The organism is Kribbella kalugense, assembly GCF_004365875.1.
Classification (GTDB): Bacteria; Actinomycetota; Actinomycetes; order Propionibacteriales; family Kribbellaceae; genus Kribbella; species Kribbella kalugense.
The window spans coordinates 1,316,339-1,328,294 of record NZ_SODF01000001.1 but is presented as its reverse complement, the minus strand read 5'-3'; the positions used below and the strand labels follow the sequence as shown (position 1 = coordinate 1,328,294).

The following is an 11,956-nucleotide window of genomic DNA, read 5'->3' as shown; positions in this document are numbered from 1 at the left end:
TCACTTCACCGGAGTGAGGCAAAGCGTGTACTTCGTCGAACCCTGCTGGTAGACGTACGACGCCTGTGCGTCGGCGAACTGGTCGCACTGGCTGTCGTCGGTCGAGTCGTCGACCTTGCCGACGATCTTGTACTCGGCCTCGGACGACGTGCAGTCGACGACCTTCACGTCCGGGTCGCTCGAGGTGCCGTTGTTCACCACGCACGCGCCGACGTTGGCCTTGGCCTCGGTCGAGTTCAGGTTGGCGAAGATGATCAGGCCGATCACCACGAACGGCACCAGCAGCATCAGCATCGCCGGGCGCTGGAGCATCGGCTTGCCCGGGTCCATCGGCCGGCCCGGGCCTGGCTGCGGCTCCGGCAGGCTCTTGAACTTCTGCATCGGGCCGATGTTCATCAGCATCGTGATCGGGTTGATGATCGACGAGCCGACACCCCACCAGCCCTGCCAGAGGCTCTTCGAGGTCATGTCGCGGACCGACGCGATCCCGCAGGTCCGGCAGAACGGTCCGCGCAGCTTGAGGAACCGCATCAGGATGATCATGCCCTGGTGGCCGCGCACGGTCGCGTCGACCGCCGGGTAGCCACCGCAGAACCGGCAGACCATCTGGCCCTGCGGCGCGAACGCCTGCTGACCCTGCGGGAACGACTGACCGAACTGCTGCTGGCCCGGGTACTGGTCCTGCGGGTACCCGCCCTGCTGCTGGCCGGGTGCCTGCTGGAACGGCTGCTGGTAGGGCTGGCTGGGCTGACCGTACGGCTGGCCATGTTGCTGGGGCTGCTGCTGACCGGGCTGCTGGTCAGGCTGCGAGTACTGCGGGAACTGCTGCGGAGGCGGACCGTAGCCGGCCGGCTGACCGGGGTACGGGTTCTGCGGCGGCTGGGGAGGGGATGTGGTCACGAATCGTTCCTGAGGCTAAGGAGGAGTGGGGTCGGAACACGCTGAACCATGGCACCTTACTAAGGCATACGGTCCATTCGGACGCCGACATCACGTCGTCGGTTCCATCCTCACCATCGGCCCATCACTGTCTACCGACGGTGACTCAGTCCTCTGGCGGCATGCCCTCGCCGACCAGGCCGTCGATCGACTCGCGGATCAGGTCCGCGTGCCCGGTGTGCCGTGCGTACTCCTCGATCAGATCAGTGACCAGTCGCCGGAGATTCGGCGAACGCCCGTCCGGCCAGACCAGCGCTCCGACCCGATCCATGCCACCGTCACTCATCGCCTCCGCGACCGACGCGCGGGAACGCCGCACGGCGCTGTCCCACAGCTCAAGGAGTTCCTCCGGTGAGTCCGTGGTCGACGTACGCCACTCCCAGTCGGGATCCGAGTCCCAGTCGACCGCGCCCCATGGCGCGCCGAGGTCACGACCGAACAGCCGGTGCGTGAACGTGTCGTCCTCGACCAGCGCGAGGTGCTTCATCAGGCCGCCCAACGTCATCGACGACGGCGCGAGCCGGGTCCGCAGCTGCTCCGCGTTCAGCCCCGAACACTTCCAGGCGAACGTCCGCCGATTGCGATCCAGCACGCCGAGCAACGTCTGCACCTCGTCGCCGGCGGCCGGGAGCTCCACTGCATCCACCGTGTCCACACTGTTGTTGTCCATGTCGAGGAAGCTACCCTCGGTTCCGGACGAACACCTTCCGGAATGGTGAAATATGGCGTACGACGTGAGCCCGACGGCCCGGACCTTGATGGTCCTCGAGCTGATTCAGAACAGCCCCGGCATCACCGCCGACCAACTCGGAGACAAGCTTGGCGTCTCCGAGCGAGCGGCCCGCCGGTACGTCGCGATCCTGCGCGAGGCCGACATCCCGATCGAGTCCGTCCGCGGCCCGTACGGCGGTTATCGCGTCGGCCGCGGGCTGCGACTGGCGCCGCTGATGTTCAGTACCACGGAGGCGCTTGGCCTGGTGATGGCCGTCCTCGAAGGACCGCGCGGCGCCGCGGATCCGGTGGAGAGCGCGCTCGGGAAGATCATCCGCGTTCTCCCCGAGCACATCGCGCGTTCGACCGACGCGATCCGGCGGGTCAGCGCCCGCGCTCCGGACCCCGGCGTACGGACGCCGGACCCCGAGATCACCGCCGCGCTCGTCGCGCACAGCACCGCTCGCCGGCAGGTCACCATCCACTACCGCCGGCACCACGACGAGTGGCCGATGGACGTCGATCCCTGGGCTGTCGTCGTACGCCGAGGTCGCTGGTACCTGCTGTGCTGGTCGCACGCGAAGGACTCGCAACGGGTCCTCCGCGTCGACAAGGTCACCAAGGTCGAGCCACTCGCCGACGAATTCACGCCACCGGCCGACCTGGACCCACTCGCCACCGTCGAGGAGCACCTGGCGATGGGATGGAAGTACCCGATCGAGGTCGTGATCGACGCACCTCGCGAGGAGGTCGGGTGGTGGATCTCCCGCAGCATGGGCCGCCTCGAAGCCATCGACGACACCCACACCCGGCTCATCGCCAGCACCGACGAACCAGACTGGTACGCCGCCAAACTGGCCGACCTCCACGCTCCCTACCGAATCCTCGGCGGCCCCGAACTCCAAGCCGCCTCCCAGGAGCTCGGCCGCCGCCTGATCGCCGCAAGCACCCCGGACGCGGGATGAACGAGGTCGAGTTTGCGGGGGAGATCTGGTACTGGCGCGGGCCGGCGCCGTGGTACTTCATCACCGTGCCGGACGACGAGAGTGCGTACTTCGAGGCCGAGGCGAGTGCGGTCAGCTACGGGTGGGGAATGATCCCGGTGACCGCGGAGATCGGCGGGAGCGTCTGGGAGACGTCGATGTTCCCGAAGGACGGGGGTTACGTCCTGCCGGTGAAGACCTCGATCCGACGGGCCGAGGAGCTCGACGACGGCGACGTACCGACGGTCCGGTTGCGGCTGCGCGGGTGACGTGACGAGAACTGTCGGCGGTCGGGTCTAGCGTTCGCCGTACTCATCCGAAGGGGAGGTAGCGGACATGTCCACGCTGTCTGATCGGCCGAACACGGCCTTGCTGGTGGTCGACGTACAGAACGGTGTCGTCGCCGAGGCCCACGAGCGGGACCAGGTCGTCGCGAACATCAGCACCGCCGTCGGCAAGGCCCGCTCCGGGGGAGTGCCGGTGGTCTGGGTCCAGCATTCGAGCGACAACCTCGTCAAGGACAGCGACGAGTGGCAGTTCGTTCCCGAGCTCTCTCGTGATGCGGCGGAAGCTCTCGTCCACAAGACGTACCCGGATTCCTTCGAAGCGACCGATCTGGAGGACGTGCTGGCCCGGGCCGGGATCGGTCATCTTGTCGTGAGCGGCGCGCAGACCGACGAATGCATCCGGTCGACGATCCACGGCGCGATCGTCCGCGGGTACGACGTGACTCTTGTCGGCGACGCACACACGACCGAGGATCTGAGCGAGTGGGGCGCCCCTACGCCTGACAAGGTGATCGCGCACACGAACCTGTACTGGGAGAACCACCAGGCTCCTGGCAGGACGGCCGCCGTACAGAATGCCGACGAGCTGACCTTCTGACCTCCGCGCTGGGGGCGGTGTTGGCCGCCCCCAGCGATGGTGGTCAGTCGGTGATGGCGTCGAGTACGGCGAGGTCGTCGGGGGACAGGATGAGGTCGCCGGCCTGGAGGTTCTCCTCCAGGTGTTGCTGACTGGACGTGCCCGGGATGGCGAGAACGTGGTTGCCCCGGCTCAACGTCCACGCCAGCCGGACCTGCGCGGCCGTCGCGCCGTGCCGATCCGCGATCGCCTGCACGGCATCGGAGTCCGGCACACCACCCGCCTCTCGCGACTCCGCGGTCAGCGCGAAGAACGGTACGAACGCGATCCCGAGCTCACCGCAAACGCCCAGGATCTCGTCGTTCACCCGCCCGAATCCCACGCTGTACCTGTTCTGCACAGCAACCACCGGCGCGATCTCCCGCGCCTCCTGAAGCTGCTCCACCCGAACATTCGACACGCCGAGCTGCCGAATCATCCCCTTCGCTTGCAGCTCGGCAAGTGCACCGAAATGCTCCGCGATCGACTTCACCCCGTGCAGCCGCAGATAAACGACATCCAGCACGTCCAAACCGAGCGCCTGCAACTCGGCTTCCACCAGCCCGCGCAATTCATCCGGCCGCGCCAGCCGATCTTTCATCGGCCCGACCTTGGTCGCGATCACCAACTCCTCCGGGTACGGCGCGAGCGCCCGCCGGATCACCTCGTTCGCCCAGTCCAGGCTCTCGAAGTGCGTCTGGCCCTCCGGCCCGTGACTCGGGTAGAACGCCGCCGTGTCGAGGTGATTCACGCCCAGCTCGATCGCGCGCCGCAACAGGGCAACCGCCCGCTCCTGCACATCCGCCCCATCACGGCCAGGCCCCGCAAGCCGCTTGGCCCCGAACCCGATCCGCCGAACCACAACGTCCCCAAGCCGCCAGAATTCCGCCGACTTGCCTTCGTCAATTTCTGATGATAGGTTTAATGGTAGAGACGTATTTACCTGTGAATTGTGCATTAGGCCAGGATAAATCCTCAAAGGACATTCGTCCACCTTTTCAAATACTTTTCCTGGACTAGTCTGCGCCCATGCGACGTCCGATCTCACCGAGGCTCAGCGACCGGCAACGAGAGCTTCTGCGCGAGTGGTTGCCGTCAGCCGAAGTCCTGAAGGATCACAGTTGGGGTCTCGTCGGCACCGTCGTACTCGAGCTTCTGCACAACGGTGAGCGCTACATCGCGAAGGCCGGCGACGCGGCCGACCGGCACCTCGCGCGCGAGCTGCGGGCCCACCGCAACTGGCTGACGCCGTGGACCGCACAGGGCAGAGCCCCGCAGCTGATCCGAGCCGACAGCGACGCCAAGCTCCTCCTGACGCAGTTCCTGCCGGGGGAGCTGGTGGAAGGTTCGCCCGCCGAATGGGCGCCCGACACCTACCGCCAGGCCGGTGAACTGCTGGCCGCGTTCCATCGACAATCCGCCGTACCGGATGACGCATACGAAACGCGCGAGAACCAGCGAATCCTCACGCACCTCGCCAAACCGCACCGAATCAACCCGGTGCTCGCGGACCGTCTCCGCGCAGAGATCGCGGACTGGCCGACGCCGCCCGCCGTTCTCGTGCCGACCCACGGCGACTGGCAGCCGCGCAACTGGCTCACTGACGACGGCACTATCCGCATCATCGACTTCGGCCGCGCCGACCTCCGCCCGGCGTACACCGACTTTGTCCGCCTCGCAGCGCAACAGTTCCGATCGATGCCCGCACTCGAGACTGCCTTCGTGAGCGGCTACGGCCCGGACCCCCGTGAGCCGGACGTCTGGCACCGAGCCCGGATCCGCGAGGCCGTCAGCACAGCCGTCTGGGCGCATCAAGTCGGAGACGAGGCCTTCGAGCAGCAAGGGCACCGGATGATCGCGGAGGCCGTCGGCGAAACTCCGTTGTGACGAATCGAGCCCGCTGGGATCGTCGCGCCATGTCCAACCAACTCCTGCGCGAAGCGCTCACCCTCGACCGATATCCGCGGTCGAACACCTACGACCCGCAATGGATCGTCGACAACCTGATGGGCCCACATCCACTCTGGAGCGCCGAGAGCCTGATGCAGGCGATGACGCTGCGGCCCGGGATGCGGGTCCTCGACCTCGGCTGCGGTACGGCGCTGACGTCGATCTTCTTCGCCCGCGAGTACGACGTGGAGGTCTGGGCGACCGATCTCTGGGTAGACCCGACCGAGAACTGGCAACGTATTCAGGAAGCCGGCGCCGCCGACCGCGTCCACCCGATCCAGTCCGACGCGCACAAACTCCCGTTCGCACACGGATTCTTCGACGCGATCGTCAGCGTCGGCGCCTTCAACTACTTCGGCACGGGTGCTGATTACCTTGCCTACTGCACCCAATTCCTCCGCCCCGGCGGCACCGTCGGCGTCGTCGTCCCCGGAATCCGCACCCAACCCGACCTCGCCCCACCGCCGTACCTCGCGACCCGCTGGGGCCCGGACCTCTGCACCTGGCTCCCGCCCGACTGGTGGCGCCAACTCTGGGAACGCACAAACCTCGTCACCGTCGAAACCGCCGACTTCGTCCCCAACGGCTGGTCCGACTGGCTCCTCTGGCTCAAGACCTGCGCCCAAGTAGGCCGCGGCTACGCCCCCGACGAACAAATGCTAGAAGCCGACCAAGGCAACCTCCTCGGCCTAACCCGCCTAGTCGCCCACCTCGATTAAATTCGCTCGCCGGAGCCGTCGCTTCGTGATGGGGTCGGAGAGTCCGGGCCTGAGAGTGGAAGGATTCGACGTATGCCTAGTGCGCTTATCGAGGTACGCCGTGAGTACTCCGAAGCTGAAGAAGTTGGTCTGATCGACGCCGTGCACGACGCGCTGGTCACCGCGTTTCAGATCCCGCCGCAGGACAAGGACGTCCGCTTAGTCGTCCACGCCCCGCACCGATTCGCCTGCTCGCCGCGTCTCACGCAGCCCGAGTTCTTCACCCTTGTCAGCATCGACTGCTTCGCCGGCCGTTCCATCGACGCCAAGCGCAGCCTCTACACCGAGATCGTCACCAACCTGAAGGCCTTCAACATCCCACCCGACCACGTAACAATCCTGGTCCGCGACCTCCCCACCGAAAACTGGGGAATCCGCTCCGGCCAAGCCGCCTCCGACCTAGACCTAGGCTTCAACATCAACGTCTGAACCAGATGACAGAACGCGCGACGCGGCACATGACCTCGGTGTTCCTGGTCCACCGGGGGAGTGTCCTGCTCCTGTACCGCAGAGGCTCCCGCGCGATCGCCGACTCCTGGGTCGGAATCGGCGGTCACCTGGAACCAAGCGAGCAGCCGACGAGCGCCGCGCTCCGAGAGCTCGACGAGGAGATCGCAGTCACCGCCGATCAGCTCACTAACCTGGCTCTGCGCTACGTCGCGATGCGAGACACCGGGACAGAGGTTCGTACGACGTACTACTTCGCCGCCGACCTGCGCCCCGAGTCACCTATCCCCACCGAATGCACCGAGGGAGATCTCGGGTGGTTCGATCTGACGGTGGACCCAAGGACGCTCGACATGCCACCGACGGCGCAAGTCGCATTCGCGCACTGGCTCGCAACCGGCAGGCATGATCAAGAACTCCGATTCATCGTCATCGACGCCGACGGGCGTTTGACGGGACCGGTCTGATGATCACGCTGCAGTTTCAGCCGAACTGGCGGTTTGGGGAGCGGTTGGTTATTGAGGCGTTGGCTTTGGATGGGGTTTATCGGTCGCAGTTTGTTACTGGGATTTCTAACGGGGGATTGGGTGGGGATCGGTGGCGGTGGGAGAGTCGGCTGTTTGCGGGCAGGTACGACGAATTGCCCGGGGCGGATCGGCCTGTCTACGGGGTGTGGAATCGGCGGGACGATTCGTACGGTGGTGCGATCCGGTTCGGGTCGTCGTACCTTCGGCTGAAACCTGAGGCGATCGACCGATCGACGTTCTGCTTTCCAGATTCGGCCCGCGATCCGGAGCACTTCGGCGACGCGTCCGTCCTGCCGCAGTTGTGTCGGCTGGCGGACGATTCCGGTTTCGATGACCTTGACGAGTACGTCGAAGCACAGGTCCACGGCGCCGTACGCCTCGACACCGACGTGGACGCCGTCGTCCTCGACCCGTCCTTCATCGGCACCCCAGTCGAAGAGGCTGCGCACCGCCTCGGGTGTCCGGTCGAATACCACGCGGGCTTCCGCGCGACACCGGACGCGTTCGACCCGGCGTACCGCGGCCAGCACATCGTCGACCTGGCCCGCGAGCTTGGCGCTGAGCTCACTCCTGAGCGACTAGGTCACGCCGCGCGTTCCGGCGTACATCCCGCGCAATCCATCAAGCAGGTCTGGCACTGCCTAGCCCGCTTCGGACGAACCCGCGACTAGTTGGTCGCGCCGGCGCGTGAGGTAGGCGGTCTCCGCGGTGTTGCCGGCCAGTTCGATCGCCTTGTCGTACGCCGCGCGGGAGTTCAAACTCTGCCCAAGCCGGCGCAGGAATTCGGCGCGAGTCGCGTGGTACGCGTGGTACCCGGCCAGCGCGTCCTCGAGACGGTCGACGGCGGCGAGCGCCACCTCCGGACCGTCGAGCTCCGCGACCGCGATCGCCCGGTTGAGCGCGACGATCGGCGAGGGATCGAGGCGGATCAGCTGGTTGTAGAGGGCAACGATCTGCGACCAGTCCGTGTCGCGCACATCGCGAGCAGACGTGTGTACCGCGTTGATCGCCGCAAGGACCTGATACCGACCTGGAGCAATCCCAGACGCCAGGCGCTCGCGCACCAGCCTGTGCCCCTCAGCGACGAGCGCCGCGTCCCAGGACCCACGATCCTGCTCCTCAAGCGAAACCAGTTCGCCGGTCGCCGATACCCGCGCAGTACGACGAGCCTCGGTGAGCAGCATCAGAGCCAGCAGCCCAGCCACCTCACCGTCACCCGGCATCAGCGCACGGATCAGCCGCGCGAGCCGAATCGCCTCGGCCGTCAGCTCATGGCGCACAGGGTCGGTGTCAGGACCCGTCGCCAGATACCCCTCGTTGAACACCACGAACAGCACCGCGAGTACGCCGGAGATGCGCCGCGGAAGATCCTCCGTCGCCGGCACCCGGTACGGAATGCCGGCCGCCTTGATCTTGGACTTCGCCCGCGTGATCCGCTGACCCATCGCGGTCTCTTGCACCAGGAACGCCCGTGCGATCTCAGGCACGGTCAGTCCACCGACCATGCGCAGCGTCAGCGCGACCCTGGTCTCCATCGCGAGCGCCGGGTGACAGCAGGTGAAGATCAGCCGGAGTCGCTCGTCGTCGATCGCACCGAGAGGCTCGGGCGGGCCGTCGTACACCATCTGAGCCTCCTTCTGCTTGTCGTCGCGCTTGTTCTCGCGCCGGAGCCGGTCGATTGCCTTGCGGTTGGCGGTGGTGGTCAGCCAGGCGCCGGGGTTCGGGGGTACACCGTCGGCAGGCCACCGCTCGACGGCTGTCGCGAAGGCCTCGGCCGCGGCCTCCTCGGCGATGTCCAGATCGCCGAAGCGCCTGGTGAGGGAGGCGACTACCCGGGCCCACTCCTCGTGGTGCACCCGGGTGATCGCCGCTTCGACGTCACTCACTGGAATGGCCGCACCTCGATCTTGCGATCGCAGACCTTCGACGCCTCGGTGGCAAGCTTGAGCGCCACATCCAGATCGGGGGCTTCCCACACCCAGACGCCGGCCAGGTACTCCTTCGACTCCACGAAAGGCCCGTCGGTGAAGACCGCCTGCTCACCCCGGTTGTCGATGACCGTGGCCGCGGTGGTGTCTGCGAGTCCGCCCGCGAAGACCCAGTAGCCCTCAGCGATCAGCCGGTCGTTGAACGTGCTGATGGCAGGCTGCCGGTCCGTGCTGCCGGGATTGTCCTTGTCATCGATCACCGAAACCAGATACCGCATGATCATCTCCTGCGTTCGGGGACGCTCCTCGTCCACTTACCTGTGCAACGAACACCTCGACGCCAATCCGACGCCGCCGCCGAAGAAGTTTCGACCGACACTAGCCCTCAAGGGTTCTACGACAAGCCCGGTACTAGACCTCGCGACCGGGCCGTGGACTCTGGCCGCCGTACTGGCGAGGTTGCCGGCTGGGCGAGGGACGGGCCGTAGGTCCTGGTCGGCCTTGGGTCAGCAGGTCGACCGCCATCCGCGCATCACTCGGCAGCTGGCCCACCGACATCGCATGCATCGCCACCGGGGTCGCCTGAACAGGCGGCCGCAACGCCCCGTCGAGCTCGATCATGGTCCTACGGCCGGCCTGTGCGGCCTCGCGACCGAGCTTTTCTGCCGACAAAAGCGGGAACGGGCCGGACGCCTCCGGTACGCCGACCCGCGCGAAGCCCTCCGTCATCGACTGCTGGATGATGTCTTTGACCTCGCGAATGTCCTCCGAGTCCAGATAGTCGCGGAAAGGCCTGACTGCCGTACACCAAGTCAGTGACGCGGAGCCAGGGCAGCTCCGGATCTACTCCGGCCAACTGTCTGAGCAGCACGTCACGGTCCATCTCGACATAGGCCGGCTGCTCGCCGTTGCCCGTGTTGCCCTGGCCTTTCACCGGCACCTGGATTTCGCGGCCGATCTCCTGGACGAACGCCCTTGCGGCGACGGCACCAGGGTCCAGCCGACGAGGTGAGGCGGTGTCACGAAGGCCCGGGGCGATCGGCTCGAGACCCAACTGGTCGACGTACGCGTTCAGGCGGTCGTCGGACAGCGCCCTGGCGAGACCTTCGCTGAAGACGACCGTTCCGCGGTCCAAGGGGACGTCGCCCATCCCGACCTCACGAAACCGGCCGGCGGATTGGTAGATGTCGTGCTCGAGGAGCACGTGGAGCGCTTCCTTGTACTGAGCGAGGTCCTCGTACGGCTGGTTCTCTTCGCCGGCCCGCTCGCACATCTTTCGCAGTACCTCCTCGACGGTGGAACCGTCCGCCAAGGTGAAGTCGGCAACCGAACCGCTGATCTGGGTGATGTGGTGGGCGCCGGTGACCGCGAGAGCAGCGTGTTCCTGACGCTCCAGGATGCTGTCCAGGAGCTGGGCCGGTCCGCGGGTCCGGTCGTGTTCCAGCCGCAGCGCCTCGACTTCCCGGTCGAATGATCCGAGCGCGTCGTAACCCGCCGTCGTCGAGGCGACGATGATCTGGTCGATCGAGCCGTCGAGGTCGACCAGCTGTGCGAACGGCTGCCGCATGGCGGCCGTCAGCCGGTCCTTGACGCCGGCGTGGTCCGCCTCGGGCACCAGGTGGTGGAGTCCTTCGGCCTCGAAGAGGAGGTCACCGACGACCTGCCAGCGGGTCTCACAGTCGATCGTGACAAGCCGCCGGAGGATCTCGTTCTCGCTGAAACCGGTCCGCCGGCTCAGTCCCTCGGCCAGAACCTCCACCGCCGGAACGAAGTGTGGATAGGTTCCCTCGCAGTAGTCGTTCGCCGTCAGAATGCCGGGAACGAGTTCCGCGACGCCGAGCTTCTGCAGGTAGGCGTTCAGATTCCGGCGGGCGTACAGCTCGGTCAGGCCCTCTTCCAGTGCGCGGTTCGCCGGATCCTGCAAGGCCGCCTCCGACTGCCCCATCGTCCGGCCCAGCTGGTTCACGGCGTGCAGGTTCTCGTGGAAGACGATCCGAAAGGCGTCCCTGGCCGAGTCCAGCCGGTAGCCCTCGAGCCGGCCGCCCCGACGGCACAGCAGCCAGATCGGCTGGATCACCGCTTTGGCGTCGTACTCGATGTCGCCGGCCCAGGTCACCGTCGCGACGGAGGTTCCGAGGTCGATCTTCACCTGCTGGGTGCGGGACGAATAGCGTCCGCTCCAGGTGGACGCCGGTGCGCCGGTCACCGCCATCGCCGCCTCGGCCTGGCGGTTCATGAAGCCTTCGAAGTACTCGACCGCGCGCGGGTCGATCAGGCCGCTCAGATCGACCATCAGTTGTCCGCGTCGAGGGCGGAGACCAGCATGGCGAGCGGTTCGGTGAGGGCGAGGACCGCTGAGCGCTCGTCGGCTGCCGTCGTACGCTCGGCGAGTGCGTTCAGCTGACCGATGCCGTCGCGAGCTCGTTGGGCCCGCAGCTGAGCGGGACCTTCGTCCGAGTTCGCCGACGCGAAGATCGCCGACGCCTCACGGTAGAGCGGGAAGTCGCGAACCTGATACCGCCGGGCGGTCCCGAGGATCTGCTCCAGCCGGGCCAGGTCGTCGGCCGCCCGAGCCTGATCGTCGGCCGGCAAAGCGGCGTACAGCTCCTGCATGCGCGCAACGCTCTCCTCGAGCGCCGAAGTGTTCAGCTTCGCCGCGCGACAGTCCGCCATCACACCGTCGTACGCCCGCCGGAAGTCGTCGTACTGCATCCTGCTTGCTCACCGCCTGTAGTCGTCTGCCGCGACATTCTCGCAGCCTCCCACCGGGCGGCGCGATCCGGCGGCAGAATAGGGCGTCGGCGAAAGGA

General features: G+C 66.6%; 16 protein-coding genes. 8 read left to right on the top strand and 8 right to left on the bottom strand.

Annotated elements, in window-relative coordinates; genetic code table 11:
• Both EV650_RS06210 and EV650_RS06205 read right to left on the bottom strand, forming a co-directional pair.
• Window positions 1-900 (bottom strand): LppU/SCO3897 family protein, encoded by a 900-nt coding sequence (locus EV650_RS06210; RefSeq protein ID WP_134116229.1) that lies wholly within the window; start codon window positions 898-900, stop codon window positions 1-3.
• Between the two features lie 145 nt (window positions 901-1,045).
• Complete coding sequence (locus tag EV650_RS06205; RefSeq protein ID WP_134116227.1) at window positions 1,046-1,609, bottom strand: DinB family protein; 564 nt, start codon at window positions 1,607-1,609, stop codon at window positions 1,046-1,048.
• A gap of 52 nt (window positions 1,610-1,661) precedes the next feature.
• Between EV650_RS06205 and EV650_RS06200 the strand changes: the two genes are divergently transcribed.
• From EV650_RS06200 to EV650_RS06190, 3 genes are all read left to right on the top strand, one after another.
• Complete coding sequence (locus EV650_RS06200; RefSeq protein WP_134116225.1) at window positions 1,662-2,615, top strand: helix-turn-helix transcriptional regulator; 954 nt, start codon at window positions 1,662-1,664, stop codon at window positions 2,613-2,615.
• On the top strand, window positions 2,612-2,902 hold the full coding sequence (locus EV650_RS06195) for a DUF1905 domain-containing protein (protein ID WP_134116223.1): 291 nt from the start codon (window positions 2,612-2,614) through the stop codon (window positions 2,900-2,902). The genes EV650_RS06200 and EV650_RS06195 overlap by 4 nt, the downstream gene beginning before the upstream one ends.
• Window positions 2,903-2,969: 67 nt before the next feature.
• The gene (locus tag EV650_RS06190; RefSeq protein WP_134116221.1) at window positions 2,970-3,518 is read left to right on the top strand and encodes an isochorismatase family protein; all 549 of its coding nucleotides are present in this window, start codon (window positions 2,970-2,972) and stop codon (window positions 3,516-3,518) included.
• Between the two features lie 43 nt (window positions 3,519-3,561).
• On the opposite strand, the gene EV650_RS06185 is transcribed toward EV650_RS06190, so the two are convergent.
• Window positions 3,562-4,398 carry an aldo/keto reductase gene (locus EV650_RS06185; protein ID WP_238174042.1) on the bottom strand — a complete coding sequence of 279 codons (837 nt, stop codon included), beginning with the start codon at window positions 4,396-4,398 and terminating at the stop codon, window positions 3,562-3,564.
• A gap of 167 nt (window positions 4,399-4,565) precedes the next feature.
• Here EV650_RS06185 and EV650_RS06180 point away from each other — a divergent pair, with 167 nt between their 5' ends.
• The 5 genes from EV650_RS06180 to EV650_RS06160 all read left to right on the top strand — a co-directional run bounded on the left by EV650_RS06180 (window position 4,566) and on the right by EV650_RS06160 (window position 7,889).
• The gene (locus EV650_RS06180) at window positions 4,566-5,423 is read left to right on the top strand and encodes a phosphotransferase (RefSeq protein WP_134116218.1); all 858 of its coding nucleotides are present in this window, start codon (window positions 4,566-4,568) and stop codon (window positions 5,421-5,423) included.
• 29 nt (window positions 5,424-5,452) lie between these two features.
• Window positions 5,453-6,205: an SAM-dependent methyltransferase gene (locus tag EV650_RS06175; protein ID WP_134116216.1), complete on the top strand. Its 753-nt coding sequence runs from the start codon at window positions 5,453-5,455 to the stop codon at window positions 6,203-6,205.
• Between the two features lie 72 nt (window positions 6,206-6,277).
• Window positions 6,278-6,673 carry a tautomerase family protein gene (locus EV650_RS06170; RefSeq protein ID WP_134116214.1) on the top strand — a complete coding sequence of 132 codons (396 nt, stop codon included), beginning with the start codon at window positions 6,278-6,280 and terminating at the stop codon, window positions 6,671-6,673.
• A 5-nt stretch (window positions 6,674-6,678) separates the two neighbouring features.
• Complete coding sequence (locus tag EV650_RS06165) at window positions 6,679-7,158, top strand: NUDIX domain-containing protein (protein WP_134116212.1); 480 nt, start codon at window positions 6,679-6,681, stop codon at window positions 7,156-7,158.
• Window positions 7,158-7,889, top strand: a complete 732-nt coding sequence (locus tag EV650_RS06160; RefSeq protein WP_238174041.1) for a DUF3626 domain-containing protein — start codon at window positions 7,158-7,160, stop codon at window positions 7,887-7,889. The genes EV650_RS06165 and EV650_RS06160 overlap by 1 nt, the downstream gene beginning before the upstream one ends.
• Here the strand turns inward: EV650_RS06160 and EV650_RS06155 are convergent.
• The 5 genes from EV650_RS06155 to EV650_RS06135 all read right to left on the bottom strand — a co-directional run bounded on the left by EV650_RS06155 (window position 7,860) and on the right by EV650_RS06135 (window position 11,858).
• On the bottom strand, window positions 7,860-9,104 hold the full coding sequence (locus EV650_RS06155; RefSeq protein ID WP_134116208.1) for an RNA polymerase sigma factor: 1,245 nt from the start codon (window positions 9,102-9,104) through the stop codon (window positions 7,860-7,862). The two genes, EV650_RS06160 and EV650_RS06155, sit on opposite strands and share 30 nt — an antisense overlap.
• Window positions 9,101-9,424: a YciI family protein gene (locus EV650_RS06150; protein WP_134116206.1), complete on the bottom strand. Its 324-nt coding sequence runs from the start codon at window positions 9,422-9,424 to the stop codon at window positions 9,101-9,103. The genes EV650_RS06155 and EV650_RS06150 overlap by 4 nt, the downstream gene beginning before the upstream one ends.
• Window positions 9,425-9,557: 133 nt before the next feature.
• On the bottom strand, window positions 9,558-9,767 hold the full coding sequence (locus EV650_RS06145; protein WP_134116204.1) for a hypothetical protein: 210 nt from the start codon (window positions 9,765-9,767) through the stop codon (window positions 9,558-9,560).
• Between the two features lie 4 nt (window positions 9,768-9,771).
• Entirely contained in the window at window positions 9,772-11,439 is a 1,668-nt protein-coding gene (locus tag EV650_RS06140) for a hypothetical protein (protein ID WP_134116202.1), read from the bottom strand.
• A complete protein-coding gene (locus EV650_RS06135) occupies window positions 11,439-11,858 on the bottom strand; it encodes a hypothetical protein (RefSeq protein ID WP_134116200.1) in 420 nt (139 codons plus the stop codon). The genes EV650_RS06140 and EV650_RS06135 overlap by 1 nt, the downstream gene beginning before the upstream one ends.
• Window positions 11,859-11,956 lie beyond the last annotated feature (98 nt).

Bases quoted from the DNA above. Each gene is read 5' to 3' on its own strand.
- EV650_RS06205 (WP_134116227.1), bottom strand. From the start codon at position 1,609: ATGGACAACAACAGTGTGGACACGGTGGATGCAGTGGAGCTCCCGGCC.
- EV650_RS06200 (WP_134116225.1), top strand. From the start codon at position 1,662: ATGGCGTACGACGTGAGCCCGACGGCCCGGACCTTGATGGTCCTCGAG.
- EV650_RS06195 (WP_134116223.1), top strand. From the start codon at position 2,612: ATGAACGAGGTCGAGTTTGCGGGGGAGATCTGGTACTGGCGCGGGCCG.
- EV650_RS06190 (WP_134116221.1), top strand. From the start codon at position 2,970: ATGTCCACGCTGTCTGATCGGCCGAACACGGCCTTGCTGGTGGTCGAC.
- EV650_RS06180 (WP_134116218.1), top strand. From the start codon at position 4,566: ATGCGACGTCCGATCTCACCGAGGCTCAGCGACCGGCAACGAGAGCTT.
- EV650_RS06175 (WP_134116216.1), top strand. From the start codon at position 5,453: ATGTCCAACCAACTCCTGCGCGAAGCGCTCACCCTCGACCGATATCCG.
- EV650_RS06170 (WP_134116214.1), top strand. From the start codon at position 6,278: ATGCCTAGTGCGCTTATCGAGGTACGCCGTGAGTACTCCGAAGCTGAA.
- EV650_RS06165 (WP_134116212.1), top strand. From the start codon at position 6,679: ATGACAGAACGCGCGACGCGGCACATGACCTCGGTGTTCCTGGTCCAC.
- EV650_RS06160 (WP_238174041.1), top strand. From the start codon at position 7,158: ATGATCACGCTGCAGTTTCAGCCGAACTGGCGGTTTGGGGAGCGGTTG.
- EV650_RS06150 (WP_134116206.1), bottom strand. From the start codon at position 9,424: ATGCGGTATCTGGTTTCGGTGATCGATGACAAGGACAATCCCGGCAGC.
- EV650_RS06145 (WP_134116204.1), bottom strand. From the start codon at position 9,767: ATGATCGAGCTCGACGGGGCGTTGCGGCCGCCTGTTCAGGCGACCCCG.
- EV650_RS06140 (WP_134116202.1), bottom strand. From the start codon at position 11,439: ATGGTCGATCTGAGCGGCCTGATCGACCCGCGCGCGGTCGAGTACTTC.
- EV650_RS06135 (WP_134116200.1), bottom strand. From the start codon at position 11,858: ATGCAGTACGACGACTTCCGGCGGGCGTACGACGGTGTGATGGCGGAC.